The organism is Collinsella sp. TF08-11AT (assembly GCF_003437035.1).
Taxonomy (GTDB): Bacteria; Actinomycetota; Coriobacteriia; order Coriobacteriales; family Coriobacteriaceae; genus Collinsella.
In genome coordinates, this window is record NZ_QSRL01000002.1 from 80,399 (window position 1) to 99,340 (window position 18,942).

Below are 18,942 nucleotides of genomic sequence, written 5' to 3' on the forward strand. Positions count from 1 at the left end.
GTCACAAATCATTCAGCGTATCGCCGGGGTTCCAGTAATACTCGATGCATCGGGATGCCCTCATTCCCTTTTTGAAGGTCCCAAATTGACTACCCGTGTTGGTTTGGCTAGGTTCGGGTGCTGTCCGTGCCGTGGGGTAAAATCGTTCAGTCAGAACACGAACCCGCATCGGAGCTCATCACATGGCATTCGTCCATCTGCACAATCACACTGTTTTCTCCATGCTCGACGGCGCAACCCGTATCCAGGATATGGTCAATCGTGCCGTTGAGCTGGGCATGCCCGCCGTGGCCATTACCGACCACGGCTACATGTATGGCGTACCCGACCTGGCGCTGGCCTGCGACGCCGTCAACCACAACACGCCCGAGTACAAAACCTGGAGCCACGACAAGGCCTTCTTGGAAAAGGACCGCCGCGACGAGCTGGTGGAGCCCGATCCCGAGTCCAGCCCGCGCGAGCATGCCCAGTATGTGAAGGACATGGCCATGTGGGACGAGAAGGGCAACATCGACGAGCTCAAGCCGCCTCTGGTCATCAAGCCCATCTTTGGCTGCGAGGTCTACTTTACGCCGGACGAGACGCTTGCCCGCGACCATAAGCCCGAGCTCTACCACATGATCCTTCTGGCCAAGGACCAGGAGGGATACGTCAACCTGATGCAGACGGTCTCCGAGGCCGCCGTGCAGGGCTTTTACTATAAGCCGCGCGTGACGCTCGACAACCTGCGCCGCCACGCCAAGGGCATGATCTGCACGAGCGCCTGCATCGCGGGCATCATCCCCAAATACATCGACCGCGGTGACATGGAGGGCGCCATCAAGTGGGCCGAGACCTTCCGCGATACCTTCGAACCCGGCGACTTTTACATCGAGATCCAGGAACACGGCATCACTACCGACAATGGTCTGACCGACGAGCAGATGGACCGTACGCTCATCGATATCGCCAAGCAGGTGGGCGTCAAGGTCATCGCCACCAACGACTTCCACTACCTGCGCCGCGAGGACGCGCCCGTGCAGGACGTCATCATGTGCATCGGTATGAACGCCAAGGTCGACGACCCTAACCGCATGCGCATGACTGGCTCGGAGTTTTACATGAAGACCGAGGAGGAGATGCGGGCGATGTTCCCGTATTGCCCCGAGGCCTGCGACAACACGCTCGAGATCGCCGACAAGTGCTACGTTGAGCTGGACTGGGACTCCATCATCCTGCCGCGCTTCCCGCTGCTCGATCCCGGCGAGACGCACGAGAGCCAGTTCCGCCGCGAGTGCGAGAAGGGCCTGCGCCAGCACTACGGCGACGACTGGGCCACGCGCGAGATTGGTGGCGTCAACATCAAAGAGCGCTTTGAGTATGAATACAAAGTCATCTGCGACAAGGGCTTTGCCGCCTACTTCTTGATCGTTGCCGAGTACGTGCAATGGGCCAAGGACAACGGCATCGGCGTCGGCCCCGGCCGTGGCTCGGCCGCCGGCGCTATCGTCGCCTACGCCATGAACATCACCGCGTTCGACCCGCTCGAGAACGGTCTGATGTTCGAGAGGTTCCTGTCCCCGCAGCGTACCGAGATGCCCGATATCGATATGGACTTCGACGATGAGCGGCGCCTCGAGGTCGTGGAGCACGTTCGCCAGCTCTACGGCCCCGAGAAGGTCACCCACGTCATCACCTACTCGACCATTAAGGCCAAGCAGGCCATCAACGACGCTGCGCGCGTCCTGGACTACCCGGTCTACATGGGCCAGCGTCTGTCCAAGATGGTCTCGAGCGACCCCAAGGTCAAGCTCAAGCAGGTGCTCGAAAAGCAACCCGGCAAAGAGGATCTGTTTAACCCCGATTTTGCCGAGGCCTATAAAAAGGACGACGACGCCCGCCGCATCATCGACACGGCGCTCTCGATTGAGGGCCTTACCCGTGGCGAGGGTGTGCACGCGTGCGCCGTTCTGATCTGCCGCGACCCCGTCAACGAGCACGTGCCCACCAAGCTCGACACCAAGGGCGGCGTCGAGATTACCCAGTACGAAGGTCATACCGTTGCCGACATGGGCCTGCTCAAGATGGACTTCTTGGGCCTGCGCACGCTGACGGTTATCTCCAAGGCCAAGGCAAACATCAAAAAGAACTTCGGCATCGACATCAAAGAGGAAGAGATCCCCTTTGACGACCCCGAGATCTTTAAGCTCATGGGCTCCGGCCATACCGCCGGCGTCTTCCAGGTCGAGTCCGCCGGCATGACGGCCACGATCAAGAACATGAAGCCCACCGAGTACAAGCACGTCGTAGCATTGATCGCCCTGTACCGCCCGGGCCCGCTGGGCGCCGGCATGGTTTCGTCCTACATCAACCGTATGAACGGCAAGGAGCCAGCCGTCTCCTACGACGACCGCCTGGACGACATCCTGGGCGAAACCTACGGCACCATGGTCTACCAGGAGCAGGTTATGCTCATCTCCGTCGAGATGTGCGGCTTCTCCAAGGGCGAATCGGACTCGCGTATCCGTAAGCCCGTGGCTAAGAAGAAGATCAAACTGCTCACGTCGACGGTGCTGCACTGGGAGGATGGCTCGGACGAGACCACCTACGACCACTGGATGAACGGCGCTATCAAGAACAACTACACGCGCGAGGTCGCCCAGAAGATTTGGGACGATGTTCTCGAGTTCGCATCTTACGCCTTTAACAAGTCGCACTCCGCCGGCTACGCCATCCTGGTTATGCAGACGGCGTGGCTCAAGGCGCACTATCCGCACGAGTACATGGCGGCCGTTCTGACGTCCTATACGGGCAAGACCGACAAGATCGTTCATTACGTTTCGGCGTGCCGTCACGACGGCATCCCCGTGCTGTCGCCAGATGTCAACGAGTCCGGTACCGAGTTCACGGCTACCAAGGAGGGCGTGCGCTTTGGTCTGGCCGGCATCCGCGGCGTGGGCACCGGCGTGGCGCAGGCGATTATTGCCGAGCGCGAGGCGGGCGGCCCGTTTAAGACGCTGCATGACTTTGTCGAGCGCGTGGACTCGAGCCAGGCCAACCGTCGCGTGATCGAATCGCTTATCAAGGCAGGCGCCTTCGACTCCACGGGGTATCCGCGTCGCCAGATGATGCACTTTGTGGACAAGAACAACCCCGAGAACATCATCGATGCCGCGGTGAAGCGCCAGAAGGATCGTGCGAGCGGCCAGACGTCGTTCTTCGACATGTTTGGCGACGTTGAGGGCTCGGGCTTTGAGGTGAGCGTGCCCGATCCGGACGGCCAGGAGTGGGACCGCCACCTTAAGCTGAGCCAGGAGAAGGAGGTTCTGGGCATCTATGTCTCGGACCACCCGCTGCGCCCGTTTGAGTATGCACTAGCCAAGGCGCGCGACTTCTCGTTCTCGCAGATCGATACCGGCTACGAAGTTCAGAATCCTACGGGCGGCACCATCAACCAGGAGATTCCCGAGGGCAAGGCGCTGTGGTGGGCCGGCATGGTCTCGAGCGTGTCCAAGCGCGTGACCAAAAACGGTGACCCCATGGGCATCGTGCAGCTCGAGGACATGGAAGGCGAGGCCACCGTCGTCGTGTTCCCCAAGACCTATAAAGAGGCCGAGGGGTACCTGTACGGCGAGGTCGATCCCGAGACCGGCGCGCAGCTGTCCGATGCCTTTGTGCGCATTAAGGGCAAACTCGAGCGCTCGGACCGCGGCGACCAGATCATCGCGCAGGAGATCGTGCCGCTCGAGCTTAACGAGGAGAACAACAAGCCCAAGGTGTTTGAGGTCATGGTGCCCAACAGCCGCTTTAGCCAGGGCAATATGGCGCGCCTGGCCACGGTGCTCACCGCTAACCCGGGCGGCGACCGCGTGGAGATCTTTATCGAGCGGGTGGACGGGCGCGTGCTGCGTGCCGAGGTACCTGCCAAGGTCAACGCGCGCTCGATTCCGCTGCTGGCCGAGGCCAAGGCTATCGTGGGTAACCAAGGCAGAGTGACGGTGATCTAAAATGATTTTTCTGGGACGGGGATTAAAAAATCATTTTGGATGACGTGTGGCGGAAGACCAGTTTTTCTGGGACGGGAATGATTTTTTCATCCCCGTCCCAGAAAAATCATTTGGCGCGCGAGATTGGAGGAAGTTATGGCGCAGGGGACGTTCGTGCAGGCGCTCCGGAAAGAGGCGGCGCTGAGCGGCACCTTTATGAAGGGCCGCTCGCTCATGCTCAACGGTGCCGTGCTGTCGATTGAGGACAGCGGCTCGCGCTTCTCCAAAAACGTGACGGTTGAGGGCTCGGTGCGCGGCTCGCGCGGCGACCTGTACAAGACGCACGTGGCGCTCGATATGGACGAGCACGAGGTGATCGACTACGACTGCGATTGCCCCGCTGCCTATCGTTACCCCGGTATGTGCAAGCACGCCATTGCCACGGCGCTCGCGTATCTGGACGCGAGCGGCATTGAGCCTGTTGAGGGGCTGCGCACGCCGGTTCGCACGTTTACGGCGCAACCGAAACAGCCCGCGCGCACCGCGCCCAAAGCGCCGGCCGTCAACCCCAACTTTCCCTTTCCGGCGCCTGTCCCCACGAGCCCCAGTCTCATGGCGGCGCTCTCCGATCTTTCGGACGCGCGCATGGATGAGCTGGCTAGCATGCGCCGCAAGCTTGCCGGTGCCGTTGATCCCGATGCCCCCAAGGCAGTGTTGGAGCCCTCGTTGGTGCCGTACTACAATCCGCTGTTCGCCGACCGCTTTAGCTGGGCGCTCGAGTTCCGCATTCGCTGCGGTTCGGTGTCCTACGTGGTCAAGGATATCGACGGCATGGCCGACGCCAATGTCCGAGGCGGCACCTTCTCGTACGGCAAGAAGCTCACGTTTGTCCATTCACCTGAGGCCTTTGACGAAACATCGGCAAAGCTGCTCAACCTTGTTGTGACGACAGTTGCCTATCTCGATGACATCACAAGCTCGCGTTCGGCGTCGTACGACTTTGCCCGCAGTGGTTTTGTTGCCGAGCGTCAGTTGCCGCTGTCCGAGCATAGCATCGTATATGTGCTGGACCTGCTGCGCGGCCAGACCATCTCCTTTGAGCCCGCCTGGTCGCGGGGGATGACGACGCATCGCACCTACGACGTGGCGGTTGAGCTGTCTCCGCAAGGGGAGGACGAGGCATCCGCTAAGCGCCCACCGCTGCTTGCCGCCAAAATCGCGCCAGCGGCTGGTGGTAGCTATGACCTGCGCCTGCCCGCCGATATGTACTGCTTTGCGTCGGGCGATGCCGCCTACTTGGTTGACACGCGCCGCGCGCGCCGTACCGACGCTGCATTTGCTCAGCATGCCGCACCTTTTTTGTCGCGCTTGCTGCCGTGCCGCACGCCCGCCCATATTGCCGCCGAGCAGGTGGGTGAGTTCTGCCGTATGGCGCTGCCCATTTTGCGCGACTACACCGACCTCACCGCGCCCGCCGCGCTCGATACCGTGGCACCCGAGCCGAGCTTTGCTATGGCGATCGGTGTCGACGATGGGCTCGTGACCTGCAAAATTACGGTTACCTACGGCGATTGGTCGGCGGATCTCTTTAGCCTGGGCGCTCCGGGCAGCCCCTTCGAAGAGCAGCGCCCCGGTGTGCCGCCCCGCGACGAGGTGGCGGAGTTTCGCGTTATGGATACGGCGGCCCTGTACTTCGATTTCTACGAGCGCGGTCTGGCGTTTGAGGAGCGCGATGACGCCCGCTTGTTCTGCCTGCTGACCGAGGGCCTGTCTGCCCTGTCCGAACTGGGTGAGATCATGCTCAGCGACCGTCTGCGCCAGATCTCGGTCCGCCCCGCGCCCAAGCTCTCGGTTCGTGCGACCGTTAAGAGCAATCTGCTCGATGTCGAGCTGGGCGCGAGCGGGCTTTCGGCCGCGGACCTTGCCGTCTATCTCGATTCGTACAAGCGCCATCAAACGTTTGCGCGCCTTACGTCCGGCGACATCATTCGCCTGGACGAGGGGGCGCGCGCCGCGTTTGGCCTTGCCGAGGACCTGGGTGTCGATGCCGTCGACCTGCTCGACGGCGTGTCGCTTCCCGCGTCGAGCACCCTGTTCGTCGACAGCATGCTCGCACGCACGCCGGCGCTCGAGGCCGATCGCGACGCTGCGTTCCGCCGTACCGTCGAGCGCCTGGACACGCTCGGCAAGATGGACTTTACGGTGCCGGCATCGCTCAAGGCAACGATGCGCGGCTACCAGGTCGACGGATACCAGTGGCTCGGCTCGCTCGAACACCTGGGCCTTGGCGGCATCTTGGCCGACGACATGGGCCTGGGCAAAACGCTCCAGATGATTGCGCATATTCTGGCGCGCGTGGAGGCGGGGGACACCAAGCCCACGCTCGTGGTATGCCCGGCCTCACTCGTGTACAACTGGACTGCCGAGCTGGAGCGCTTTGCCCCGTCGCTCGATGTGTGCGCCATTGTGGGCGCCAAGGCTCAACGCCGCGTGCAGATCGCCGGCGTGGCCGAGCATAGCGTGGTCGTGACGTCGTATGACCTTATGCGGCGCGATATCGACGAGTACGTCGAGCGGGATTTTGCCCGCGTGGTGCTCGATGAGGCACAGTACATTAAAAATCCGCTCACGCAGGTGGCGCGCGCCGCCAAGCGCCTGCCTGCCGGCGTGCGCTTTGCCCTGACGGGCACGCCCATCGAAAACCGCCTGTCCGAGCTCTGGAGCATCTTCGACTTTTTGATGCCGGGCCTTTTGGGGACGCGCGAGTCGTTTGCCAAGCGCTTTGAGAGCCCCGTCGAGCATGCCGAGGGCGATAGCGCCGCTCGCCTGCAGGCGCTCGTGTCGCCGTTTGTGCTGCGCCGTGTTAAGGAAGACGTGGTGGCCGACCTGCCCGAGAAGATCGAAGACACCGTCATGGCGCAGCTTACCGGCGAGCAGCGCAAGCTCTACCTGGCCAACCAGGACCGCATCGCCCAGCAGGTGCAGCACCGCGAGGCTGGGGAGTTTAAGAAGGACAAACTCAAGGTGCTCGCCGAGCTCACCAAGCTGCGCCAGATCTGCTGCGACCCGCGTCTACACTACGAGGATTACAAGGCGGGGAGCGCCAAGCTCGATACGTGTATGGAGCTCGTGCACGGCGCACTCGACGGCGGGCATCGCATCCTGTTGTTCAGCCAGTTTACGGGTATGCTCGATATCATCGGTAAGCGCTTGGCCAAGGAGGACATCGCCTTCCTTAAGCTCACGGGCGCTTCGTCTAAGGAGAGCCGCGCCAAGATGGTCGCGCAGTTCCAAGCGGGCGAGGTTCCGGTCTTTTTGATTTCGCTCAAGGCGGGCGGCGTGGGCCTTAACCTGACGGCGGCCGACGTGGTCATCCACTACGACCCGTGGTGGAACGTGGCAGCGCAGGACCAGGCGACCGACCGCGCGCACCGTATTGGCCAGCAACATACCGTGACCGTGTACAAGCTCATTGCCAAGGACACGATCGAGGAGCGCATTATGCAGATGCAGGAGTCCAAGCGCGACCTGGTCAACAGCGTGCTCGGCGGCGACGGCATCTCGTCGGCGCTGTTTACCCGCGAAGATGTTCTGGCGCTGCTGGGCGGCGACGGGCGCTAACCCGCTCGGGTGGGGCCGCCAGGGCGGATAGCGCACGCTGCCCCATCGTCCCCGCCCGTTATGTGTTCATTTGCAATGCCGTGGATGGTTTGTCTGCCTTTGGGCATAAGAACCATCAAGAACATTGGCACGTCAGCAAAGGAGAACATCATGGCGAAATTCTTTAAGGACCCCGACGGTAAGCTCATTGCCGCCCTTGGCAACGACGTTGCAACCCCTGCCGGTTGCACGGAACTGACCGCAAACACTGAGGACGCGGCGCACGAGAAGCACGTGCCTGTTGTCGAGACCGAGCGCGACGGTCACGTGATTCGCGCACGCGTTGGCTCGGTCGAGCACCCCAGCCTGCCCGAGCACTATATTGAGTGGATCGCCCTTGAGGCCGAGGGCCGCTTAGAGGTCCATTACCTTGAGCCCGGCATGAAGCCCGCGACGTTTTTTGCCGGCGGTTCCAAGACCGGTACCGTCTATGCCTACTGCAACCTGCACGGGCTGTGGTCCGCGACGTTCTAGGAGCGCGCCCCCGCTCGGGGTATCATAGCTAGCATATGCACATGCGAGCGCCGACTGCATCATGCGGCCGGCGCTTTTACTACGATTTCGATGGTTTACGACGGAAAGGGCTGAGCCATGAAGCTCGCGCTTGCACAGATCGATATGCGCCTGGGTGATATTGAGGGCATTTGCGGCCGCATCGAGGACCAGGCTCGTCTGGCCCACGAGCGCGGGGCGCGCGTGCTGTGCGTTCCGGCTCCGCTCTTTATGGGCGCCATGCCCGGTGGCCTGGTGGGCGCTGCCGACTTTGAGCACGACATGCTTGCCGGCTTGACTGGTGTCGCCGAGCGCATCCAGGAGCTTGACATGATCTGCATCGTGCCCGCGGCGGTTTCGTTTGAGGGTCAGCCGCTGCTCGACTACATGATGCTCAAGGACGGTCATGTGGTGCCGGCGCGTTCGAGCATTGCCCTGCAGCGTGGCGAGAACAACGACACGCGTTGGGCGCCGCCGGTGTTCGACGTGGACGGCGTGCGCATCGCCGTGATTTTTGACTTGGACCGCGAACTCGAGATGTTGCCGACCGGTGTTGACCTCATTGCGTATTTCCAATTCAATGCGTTTGACATGACCGACCGCGAGACTGCCGCCATTGCCGCCGTTCGCAGCGGCGCCTACCGCAAGATCGCATCCAAGCGCAGCGTGTGGTTTGCCTGTATGGCGCCGGTCGGTGCTTATGACGAGTCGGTGTATACCGGCGGTTCGTTTGTGCTCGACGACTGTGGTCGTGTGGTGGCCCAGGCGCCGTGTTTTGAGGAGAGCCTGCTGGTTCAGGAGATTCAGCGCGGCGTGATGCTCGATGCCCTGGAAGATCACGAACTGCCCGAGTTCCGTTCCGAGGAGTGGCTGTGGCAGGCGCTGGTGCTCGCCGTGCGCGACAACGCCCGAGCCCACGGTGCGTCGCGTGCTGTGGTGGCGCTCGAGGGCGACTTGCCGTCGTCCCTGCTGGCGGCGCTGACCGTCGACGCTCTGGGCCCGCGTAATGTGATTGGCCTGGTGCTGGGGCGCAACCGTATCTTTACGCCGGCGCAGGAAGAGGCCGAGGCTGCCCGCTGTGCCGCCGTCCGCGCCATCGCCGAGCGTCTGCACATTCGCACCGTCGAGCGCGATGCACCGGATGCGGCGCGTGTGCTCGATCGCGACGTGTCGGCGGGCGATGCCGAGCGTCTGCGCTCGCGCACGCTGGGCCTCATGCTGGAGGACACGGCGCTCGAGCTGGGTGCGATGGCGCTGAGCCCGCTGTCCAAAACCGAGTACGCGCTGGCGGCGCCGGCGCTTTGCGGCGGCTACCAGGGCGATTACGCGCCCTTTGGCGATGTGTACCTGTCGACGCTTGAGTTTGTGGCGCGTGTGCGCAACCGCACGTCTGCCGTGGTGCCCCAAGAGCTCGTGACGCTCAACGCGGTGGAAGATTGTATGGAGCGAGTGCTGGCGCAGGCGCTCTCGACGCTCGACGGTCCGGTCGATATGCTCGACCGCGCGGCACAGCTGCTCGGCGGGCTTGAGCCGGGTGAGGTCGATGGCGCGCTCGAGGCGCACGTGGACCGCAATCGATCTTTCGACGACATCCCGATGGCCGCTGGCAAGCCTGAGGCCTGCTCGCTGCTGCTGATGCTCGTGCGTCAGGGCGAGGCCGCCCGCCGCATGCTGCCGACGGCGTCGATCGTCTCAGCCCGTTCGTTTGTCGAGCGCGCCTGGCCGTACATGCTCGCGTGGTCCGACCTGGGGCTTAACGGCAAGGAGCGTATGACGGTCGATTCGCTGGCGCGCGCCGAGGTGCGCCGTTTTGCTGACGAGGATACGAGCGAGCGCGTGCGAAACGAGATGATGGGCGTGCTGGGCGAGCTACTGGGTATTTCGCCCGAGCAGATGGAGGAGCTGCGCTCCGAGGACGGCCAGCGCCGCCTGCACGAGGGTATGAAGAAGTTTGAGGGCGAGGTCCAGGACGCCATCGATAAGATGATGGGCGGCCAGGGTGGCCCGCAGGGTGGCCCGATGCCGCATCCGCCGGTTGATCCCCGACAGTTCCCCTTTTTCTCTCAAAATTAACTATGGGATAGGGGCAAGGTTACGCGGTTTTGCCAAACCGCGTAACGAGTCGACGCTGCGCGAGCCCCTGCCGGTCAATCTGCCGCTCAAACCGTCGCTTGCGTACAGAAGTACGCGGCGCTCCTCTTTCGCGACACCTTGCCACGGCAGGGACTCGCTCGCTGACTTATGCTCAACCTATGGTTCAACCTTGCTTGCTAGATACGGTCTCTGTTGTGTTATTCTAGAACAGACGTTCGTGAATGATGCTCGGGGCCTTGCCTTGCGCTGTGCTTGTGGCGAGGGGAGGTTGGCTTGGTTATCTTGGGCATTGACCCCGGTTTGGCCCATACGGGTTGGGGGATTATCGAGGAGCGGCGTGGCGAGGTTCGCTGCCGTGCCTATGGCTGCATCGAGACCAGCGCAGGCAGTCCGCTCGCGGTGCGCCTGTCGCATATCGCCCGCGACCTCAAGGGTGTCGTGGAGCGTTATCGACCCGATACCGCTGCCATCGAGAGCATCTACTTTGGCGCTAATGTCCGCTCGGCAATCCCCACGGCACATGCCCGCGGTGCCGCGCTCGTGGCGCTTTCGGAGTGCGCGCTCGAGATCGGCGAGTACACGCCTATGCAGATCAAGCAGGCTGTGGTGGGTACCGGTGCCGCAGATAAGCGGCAGGTCGCCTACATGGTGCGCACGCTTACGCAGCTCGATCACGACCCGCATCCCGACCATGCCGCCGATGCCCTGGCCTGCGCCATCTGCCACGTTAACCTCAGCCGTACCCGGGCGCTTACCGGCGGCGAGTTCTATCAACAGAGAGGAACCGGATACTGATGATCTCCCAGCTCCACGGAACGCTTGTCGAGGCCACGATGAGCTCTGCTGTCGTCGATGTGTCGGGCGTTGGCTTTGAGCTCGGCATTTCGGGCAGCACTGCGGCCACGTTGCCGACGCCCGGTGGCGAGGTCCGCCTCTACACGCGTATGCAGGTGCGCGAGGACGCCATGACACTTTTCGGTTTTTCCTCAAAGGATGAGCGCACGATGTTCGACCGGCTCGTGTCCGTCTCGGGTGTTGGCCCGCGCTTGGCGCTCGCCGTGCTTTCCACCTATACCGTGGGGCAATTGTATTCGCTGGTGATGGCCGAGGACGACAAGGGTATGGCCAAGGTGCCCGGTGTGGGCAAAAAGACAGCTCAGCGCCTGATCCTGGAGCTCAAGAGCACCTTTGCCAAGGACAAGGGCTTTGTTCCGGTTGACGTAATCCCCGGCCAGGTTGCGATGCCCGTGCCCGCTGCCGCTCCCTCGGCCATCGATGATGCCCGTGCGGCACTCCTTTCCATGGGCTTTAGCCCTCAGGAGACCGATGTTGCCCTGAGCGGGTATGATGGGCAGAATATGCGCGTCGAGGATCTGCTCGGTGCGGCGCTTAAGCGACTCGGAATGGATGCGTGATGTGGGAAGCCGATGACTCTCAGGACCTGTGGGCGACGCCCGGTAACTCGCCGGCGGCATCCATGGCGCACGGCGAGCGCATGGTGGGCTCGGAGCTGACGGCCGAGGACCTTGATGTCGACCGTACTTTGCGTCCCCAGCGCCTGGACGATTACTGCGGCCAGGAGCACATCAAGCAGAGCCTGCGCGTGCTGATCGAAGCGGCGCAGAGCCGTGGCGAGACGCTCGACCACGTGATCTTCTCGGGCCCTCCGGGTCTGGGCAAGACCACGCTGGCCACCGTTATCGCCAACGAGCTGGGCGCTCAGATTAAGACGACGAGCGGTCCGGCCATCGCGCGCACCGGCGACCTGGCGGCCATTCTGACTAACCTGCAACCGGGTGACGTGCTGTTTATCGACGAGATCCACCGCCTCAACCGTTCGGTCGAGGAAGTTCTGTATCCCGCGATGGAGGACTTTGCGCTCGATATCGTGATCGGCAAGGGTCCGGCTGCGCGCTCGATTCGCCTGGATATTCCCAAGTTTACGTTGGTGGCGGCAACGACTCGCTCAGGCATGTTGACCGGCCCGTTGCGCGACCGCTTTGGCATTTCATATCGCCTGGATTACTACACGGTCGAGGAGCTCGCGCAGATTGTGACGCGCTCGGCGACTATCCTGGGTGTGACGATCGACCATCCCAGTGCACTCGAGATCGGCTCGCGTTCGCGTGGCACGCCGCGTCTTGCCAACCGCCTGCTCAAGCGCGTGCGCGATTACGCACAGGTGCGCGGCAACGGCCCCATCGAGCTCGATATCTGCCGCCAGGCGCTCGAGTTCTTCGAGATCGACGAGCTCGGTCTGGACTGGATGGACATTCGCATCCTGGAGACGCTTGCCAAGACGTTCTCCGGCCGTGCCGTGGGACTTACGACCCTTGCCAGCGCGGTGGGCGAGGACCCGGGTACGCTCGAGGATGTCTATGAGCCCTATTTGCTGCAGTGCGGGTTGATGATTCGTACGCCGCAGGGTCGTCAGGCAACGCTTCGCACCTTTGAGCACCTGGGGATTGAACCTACCGTTTAGGGCGTTTTGTTTTGGCGGGCTGTTGGGCTATCGCTGGGCATCGGGTAAACATATCGCCGTTCATCGGTTATGGGCGTTTTACTATTGCGCGCCCGTGCTATGCTGAATTGGTCTTTTTCTCATTCGGTAACGAAAGGACCGCCCATGCCTACTGACATCGAAATCGCACGTTCTGTCACGCCGCTGCCCATTACCGAGGTGGCCAAGAACGCCGGCGTCGACGTAAAGCACCTGATTCCGTACGGCTTCGACAAGGCTAAGGTCGACTATTCACTGCTCAACGAGCCGACCGATCACCAGGCCAAGCTCGTCCTCGTGACCGCTATCAACCCAACGCCTGCGGGCGAGGGTAAGACCACCACGACCATCGGTCTGGCCGATGGCCTGCGTCGCCGCGGCGTCAAGAGTGCCGTGGCCCTGCGCGAGCCTTCGCTCGGCCCCGTCTTTGGCGTTAAGGGCGGTGCTGCCGGCGGCGGCTGGGCTCAGGTCATCCCCATGGAGGATATCAACCTGCACTTTACCGGCGACTTCCACGCTATCGGTGCTGCCAACAACCTGCTGGCCGCCATGCTTGATAACCACATCCAGCAGGGCAATCAGCTCGGTATTGACGTTAAGCGCATCACTTGGAAGCGCGTCGTCGATATGAACGACCGTCAGCTGCGCCACGTTATCGACGGCATTGGCGGTAAGGCCCAGGGCGTGCCGCGCGAGGACGGCTTCGATATCACCGTCGCCTCCGAGGTCATGGCAATCCTGTGCCTGTCTACGAGCATCAGCGACCTCAAGGAACGCTTGGGTGAGATCGTCGTCGGCTACAGCTTTGCCGGCGAGCCCGTCCGTGCCCGCGACCTTAAGGCCCAGGGTGCCATGGCCGCGTTGCTTAAGGACGCGCTCAAGCCCAACCTGGTGCAAACGCTCGAGGGCACGCCCGCGTTTGTCCACGGCGGTCCCTTCGCCAACATTGCCCACGGCTGCAACTCCATCATGGCTACGCGTATGGCGATGCGCTTTGGCGATGTCGCCATTACCGAGGCCGGCTTCGGTGCCGATCTGGGTGCCGAGAAGTTCCTCGACATTAAGTGCCGCATGACGGGCGTTCGCCCCAGCGCCGTCGTGGTCGTCGCGACCGCTCGTGCGCTGAAGTACAACGGTGGCGTCGCCAAGGCCGACCTCAACGAGGAGAACCTCGAGGCCCTCAAGGCCGGCATGCCCAACCTGCTGCGTCATGTCGACAACATCCAGAACGTCTACGGTCTGCCCTGCGTGGTCGCCATCAACCGTTTCCCGACGGACACCGAGGCCGAGCTTGCTCTCATCGAGTCCGAGTGCCAGAAGCTCGGCGTCAACGTTAAGCTTTCCGAGGTCTGGGCCAAGGGCGGCGAGGGCGCGCTCGAGCTTGCCGATGAGGTCATGCGTCTGATTGAGCAGCCGAGCGAGCTCAAGTTTGCCTATGAGGACGGCGCTGATGTCGCTGATGCCCTCGAGGCCGTTGCCACCAAGGTCTACCGCGCCGACGGCGTTGACTTTACGCCGGCCGCCATGCGCCAGCTCGCCGAGCTGCGCGAGAACGGCTTTGGCAACCTGCCGGTGTGCGTGGCCAAGACGCAGTACAGCTTTAGCGACAACGCCAAGGCCCTGGGCGCTCCCGAGAACTTCCGCATCACGGTGCGCGAGCTCAAGGTTTCCGCCGGTGCCCACTTTGTGGTCGCATTGACTGGCAGTGTTCTGACCATGCCGGGCTTGCCCAAGGTCCCCGCGGCTGAGAACATCGACGTCGACAGCGACGGCAACATCACCGGCCTGTTCTAAGCCTGTTGCCCCTAGCTGCCTGCCCGCCCCGCCGTGCCCCCAAGGCCCGGCGGGGCTTTTTTATCCTTAGGCCCGCGCATGTCTTGTAGATACCGACGGGCTCTGCCCATCATAGGCTTTTGCGCGGGTAGAATGCATGGATAACTTGATGCTCACGCGCGACGGAAAGGAATCGTTGCATGGATCAGGACAAGACAACCGTGATGGGCGGCTACGGTTCCGCGCAGGCTGGCGATAGCGCCGATGCGACCCGCGTTGTTCCCAACCTCGGTTATACCGACCCCGCCGCGACGCAGCCTTCTGCCGAGCCCACCCGGGTTATGGGCTATGGCGACACGGCGCAGGATTCTTACGCTACATCTTCGCAAGGCCCCTATGGCAACGCAGCTCCGGATCCGTTTGATTACGCGCCGCAGGATTCTTATGCTGCCTCGACGCCGAATCCCTATGACAACCTGCCGCAGAATCCCATTCCGCAGCCTCAGCAGACGACGTATATGCCTCGCACGGCGCAGCCTCGCTACGAGTCGCGCGAGCCGTATCGCGAGTACCCCAAGTCGATTCCGCAATATGGCGAGGACGAGGAGAAGAAGCCGTCGCGTTCGTCGAGCGTGATCAAGAAGATCCTCATCGTACTGGCGATCTTCTTTGCGCTGTCGGTTGTGTTTGCCATCGTGTCGGGCATGCTTAACAAGCGAGGGAGTTCAACGGCCGATGCCACTGTTGAGCAAACCGAGTCCGCCTCGTCTAGCACCGTCGATCTGAGCGATATCCCGGGGCAGTACTGGTCCAATGCCAAGAAGATCCTCAAGTCGCGCGGCGCCGATCTTTCGAATGCCGTGGTCCTGACTGATGATGGCTCAACGCCCGTCGTCGATGCCAACTGGGTCGTTACTTCTGCCTACTATAACGACAACGGCAACCTCGAAATTCAACTCACGCACAAGAACAGCTCGGGCAACTCGTCCGGCGGCCAAAGCGGTACCGACAGCTCGAGCTCCAATACGCTGGAGGACTTGAGCAATAAGGCACAGGAGTTGGGAGACAAAGCGCAAGAGCTGGGCGACACGGCGCAGAACCTGGGCGACACCGCTCAGAACCTGGGTGATATGGCGACGGATGCCTGGAACGCACTGCAAAACGGCATCTCGGGCGCGCAGGGAAACTAGCTGTTAAGCGGGCTACAGTTGCTCGGCCGGACGCTCGGGCGAGCTAAAGCCCGAATCAAACGTGACGACGCACGAGACGTTGGGCCGGCGCTCGTGCACGATGCGCGTGACGAGCTCCAGCAGCTCTTCGTCGGATATGTCAAAGCCGTCGGGACGCACCAGGTCAAGCGAAACGAACCCGTCGTGCTCGTGCAGGTCGTGGATGGAGAGCGCGGGGTCGATCTGCATGACGCCGCGCTTGACCCAGCCGCGTAGGTCGTCGCCGGTGGTGGCGATGGGGTCGCAGTGCAGCGTGATACCGATGCCCATCTGCCGTTTGATATCGTGCTCGATGGTGTCCAAAATCTCGTGGTGCTCAAATGCGTCGCCCTCGCCGGGCATCTCCACGTGGGCGCTGGCAAACTGACGACCGGGGCCGTAGTCGTGCACCATGAGGTCGTGTGTGCCCAAGACCTGGGGGTACGACATAATCCTGTCGCGGATTTCCTGGACGAGCTTGGGGTCGGGCGCTTGTCCTAACAGCGGGCTGATGGCGTCGCGCACCAGGCCCAGGCCGCTGATGCAGATGAAGATGCCCACACCCAGGCCTGCCCAGCCATCGAGGTCAAAGCCGGTCGTCTGCGAAATAAGCGCCGCCACCAGGACCGAGCCCGAGGTGATGACGTCGTTTTTGGAGTCCTGTGCTGTGGCGATGAGCGTCTCTGAGTCGATGCGGTCGCCCAACGTGCGGTTGAACGCGGCCATCCAGAGCTTAACGAGCATGGACAAGACGAGGGCGGCTAAGGAGAGCACCGAATATGCAGTGGGGGAAGGCTTGATGATCTTAGTGACAGACTCGAGGATCAGGTTGATGCCGACGGCGCAAACCAGGACGGCGACGAACAGACCGGCTAGGTACTCGTAGCGACCGTGGCCATAGGGGTGGCCTTCGTCTGCCGGGCGGCTGGCAAGGCGGAACCCGAGCAGGCTCACGATGTTGCTTGAGGCGTCGGAGAGGTTGTTGAAGGCGTCGGCGATGAGCGAGACAGAGCCGGCGAGCAGGCCCGCGATGCCCTTGGCCAGGCACAGGGTGATGTTGAGGCCAATGCAGATGAGGCTTGCGGCAAAGCCCGCGTTGGTGCGGCAAGATACATCGACCGGCTCGCCCTCGCTGCCGGGAACAAGCGTATGTACCAGCCGATTTACAAATAGCATAGCGGTCGTCCTCACAGTCATGTTTAAGGGGATAGTGTAGCTCGCGCAGGGGCGCCGTGCACCGACGCTCAGAAAATGCAGCAATAGTCTGCCGGTGCTAACGAGCGAGCCTTCTCGTCTGCCTGGGTGGTCCATTTTGGGCCACATGGGTATGGGCATGTGCCTGTTTGCTCGGCATACTTAATGTCGACAGCCCCTGTGCAAAGGAGGACGTTTCCATGGACGAGATGTTTGCCATTAAATGCCAAAACTGCGGCGGCCCTATGTACTCGCACCAGGCTAAGCGCAGCTTTGAGTGCGCCTATTGCGGCGCGGTCATTCCGTGGCAGGCGGACGCCGGAGAGCCCAAGAGCGCTTTGGGCATTCGCCATACGCCGTTGACGGTGGTGGATGGACTGCTCAAGCTCACGCATGTGTCGCAACTCGAGCGCCCGGAGGACCCGGACTGGTATTTCTTCAATTCGCACTGGCGCAATCAGTCGGTTCTGGAACATCTGCTGTGGGAGGATCGCGGTACGGCGCAGGAGTTCCAAGAGGCCACGCATGTGAGCATTCCTTGCCCCTTCTGCGGAGCGTCCTTTGAGGGCGAGTCAACGCAGCGTGTGTTTGAGTGCCCGTCCTGCGGCAACAAGATCGGCATTGCCGACCTGTTCAAGCCGGGGACGTTTAGCAAGCGCCTGACCATGGGCGTTGGTGCGGAATATGTGCCCGAGCAGGGTATTCCCTGCGAGATAACGCCGCAGCAGGCGCGCGCCAATGCGCTTGAGCTGGTGCGCCGATATCCAGACGCCTTTGCCGGTCACGATGTGGAAGACGCGATTCAAAACGACATGATGCTCTTCTACTTCCCCATGGCGCTCGCGGACCTACGCATGATGGCGTCCTTCCCGGGCAAGGGCCTGAGCAGGGAGACCCTGGTGTACTACGAGGTGCTCGACTGGGCATATCCCAGGGCAAACTACCTGGACGTTCGCCTTATGGGCATTCTGGAGCCATGGGACTTTGCCAAGGTTGGGTCGTTCGACCCGGCCATGCAGGAAGGCGACTTCCGCGTTGTCTCCGTCGACGCGTCCACCAAGGACCAGGTGGTCATTGACAAGCTGGCGCTCGACATTGTCGGCAACGATGCCGAGACTTTCCTGGGGCTCAATAAAAAGAGCATCCGCACCTGGGCGCGCAAGGCCCGCAAGCACAAGGACGGCCTGGTTATGGTGCCGGTCTACTTTGTCGACCGTCCGGCAACGGACAGCCGCGACGGCGAGCAGGTGCGCATTGCCGTGAACGGCCAGACGGGCCGTGCGGCCGCGGTGGTGTTTAGCGACAAGTGCGAGACGCATGTGGTGGCACCGCTCAATCCGAATGCGGTGCTGTCGAGCGAAAGTACCGTGCACGCCACGCCCATCGAGGTCAAATACGTTAAATCGCCGTTCCTATACCAGATCATACGTCGCGGAGGCGGCGAGCAGCCGCGGCAGGTGGCAGCGGTGGTGGAGGGTTCTTACCGAGAGGAGAAGCCCAAACGCAAGGGCCTGTTCGCTGTGATTTTTGGGAGGTAAGGGAGCGGTGCCGGTTGGCACTGTAGCGTGAAGGCCGGGGGTATGGGGCAGCTCGCAGGGGCGCGAGTTGCCCCGTTTTTATGCGGCGAGACATGGTGTCCGAGCTGCCGTAGAGACTTAGCTAAATGGCTATTTAGAAGAACAGTGCGAAGCGGTTGCCAATCACGAAAAAGGTCTCGCTGTCGAACTTTCCTCGCTATGCGATTTAGTAAAAGAAAAAGCCGATTACAATGAGGCCAACTTTGATACCTACGTTTCAACAGAGTCTCTGCTCCCTGGCAAGAAGGGTAGGCAGGCACCGTCGTCCCTGCCCCAAACCGGAAAAGTTACGACCTACAAGGACGGGGACATTCTGGTTTCGAACATTCGCCCATACTTTAAAAAAATCTGGTACGCAGACCGAACTGGAACCTGCTCGGGTGATGTCCTAGTGTTTAGAGCAAAGCAACCGGAGCAGTCCGGTTACCTCTATTCATGCATGCGCAGCGATGCTTTCTTCGATTACATCATGAAGGGCG

At 61.9% G+C, this 18,942-nt stretch carries 11 protein-coding genes; 10 read left to right on the forward strand and 1 reads right to left on the reverse strand.

The window, feature by feature from the left end; genetic code table 11:
- Window positions 1–182: 182 nt before the first annotated feature.
- The 9 genes from dnaE (at window position 183) to DXC79_RS02350 (ending at window position 15,674) form a co-directional block, all read left to right on the forward strand.
- Window positions 183–3,986 carry a DNA polymerase III subunit alpha gene (gene dnaE / locus DXC79_RS02310; protein ID WP_117634874.1) on the forward strand — a complete coding sequence of 1,268 codons (3,804 nt, stop codon included), beginning with the start codon at window positions 183–185 and terminating at the stop codon, window positions 3,984–3,986.
- A 135-nt stretch (window positions 3,987–4,121) separates the two neighbouring features.
- Entirely contained in the window at window positions 4,122–7,586 is a 3,465-nt protein-coding gene (locus DXC79_RS02315) for an SNF2-related protein (RefSeq protein ID WP_117634876.1), read from the forward strand.
- A 150-nt stretch (window positions 7,587–7,736) separates the two neighbouring features.
- Window positions 7,737–8,099, forward strand: coding sequence for a desulfoferrodoxin family protein (locus DXC79_RS02320; RefSeq protein ID WP_089572163.1), 363 nt, complete (start codon window positions 7,737–7,739; stop codon window positions 8,097–8,099).
- A 117-nt stretch (window positions 8,100–8,216) separates the two neighbouring features.
- Window positions 8,217–10,190: a hypothetical protein gene (locus tag DXC79_RS02325; RefSeq protein WP_117634878.1), complete on the forward strand. Its 1,974-nt coding sequence runs from the start codon at window positions 8,217–8,219 to the stop codon at window positions 10,188–10,190.
- A 294-nt stretch (window positions 10,191–10,484) separates the two neighbouring features.
- Window positions 10,485–11,006 carry a crossover junction endodeoxyribonuclease RuvC gene (gene ruvC / locus DXC79_RS02330; RefSeq protein ID WP_035137351.1) on the forward strand — a complete coding sequence of 174 codons (522 nt, stop codon included), beginning with the start codon at window positions 10,485–10,487 and terminating at the stop codon, window positions 11,004–11,006.
- Window positions 11,006–11,626, forward strand: a complete 621-nt coding sequence (ruvA, locus tag DXC79_RS02335; RefSeq protein WP_055310211.1) for a Holliday junction branch migration protein RuvA — start codon at window positions 11,006–11,008, stop codon at window positions 11,624–11,626. Before ruvC ends, ruvA begins: the two co-directional genes overlap by 1 nt.
- Window positions 11,626–12,693, forward strand: coding sequence for a Holliday junction branch migration DNA helicase RuvB (gene ruvB / locus DXC79_RS02340; RefSeq protein ID WP_022095140.1), 1,068 nt, complete (start codon window positions 11,626–11,628; stop codon window positions 12,691–12,693). The genes ruvA and ruvB overlap by 1 nt, the downstream gene beginning before the upstream one ends.
- Before the next feature lie 144 nt (window positions 12,694–12,837).
- Window positions 12,838–14,505, forward strand: coding sequence for a formate--tetrahydrofolate ligase (locus DXC79_RS02345; RefSeq protein ID WP_117634880.1), 1,668 nt, complete (start codon window positions 12,838–12,840; stop codon window positions 14,503–14,505).
- A 179-nt stretch (window positions 14,506–14,684) separates the two neighbouring features.
- Window positions 14,685–15,674: a hypothetical protein gene (locus DXC79_RS02350; protein ID WP_117634882.1), complete on the forward strand. Its 990-nt coding sequence runs from the start codon at window positions 14,685–14,687 to the stop codon at window positions 15,672–15,674.
- Window positions 15,675–15,686: 12 nt separating this feature from the next.
- On the opposite strand, the gene DXC79_RS02355 is transcribed toward DXC79_RS02350, so the two are convergent.
- A complete protein-coding gene (locus DXC79_RS02355; RefSeq protein WP_117634884.1) occupies window positions 15,687–16,868 on the reverse strand; it encodes a cation diffusion facilitator family transporter in 1,182 nt (393 codons plus the stop codon).
- Window positions 16,869–17,086: 218 nt separating this feature from the next.
- Here DXC79_RS02355 and DXC79_RS02360 point away from each other — a divergent pair, with 218 nt between their 5' ends.
- Window positions 17,087–18,424 (forward strand): hypothetical protein, encoded by a 1,338-nt coding sequence (locus tag DXC79_RS02360; protein ID WP_117634886.1) that lies wholly within the window; start codon window positions 17,087–17,089, stop codon window positions 18,422–18,424.
- The last annotated feature ends 518 nt before the right edge of the window (window positions 18,425–18,942 follow it).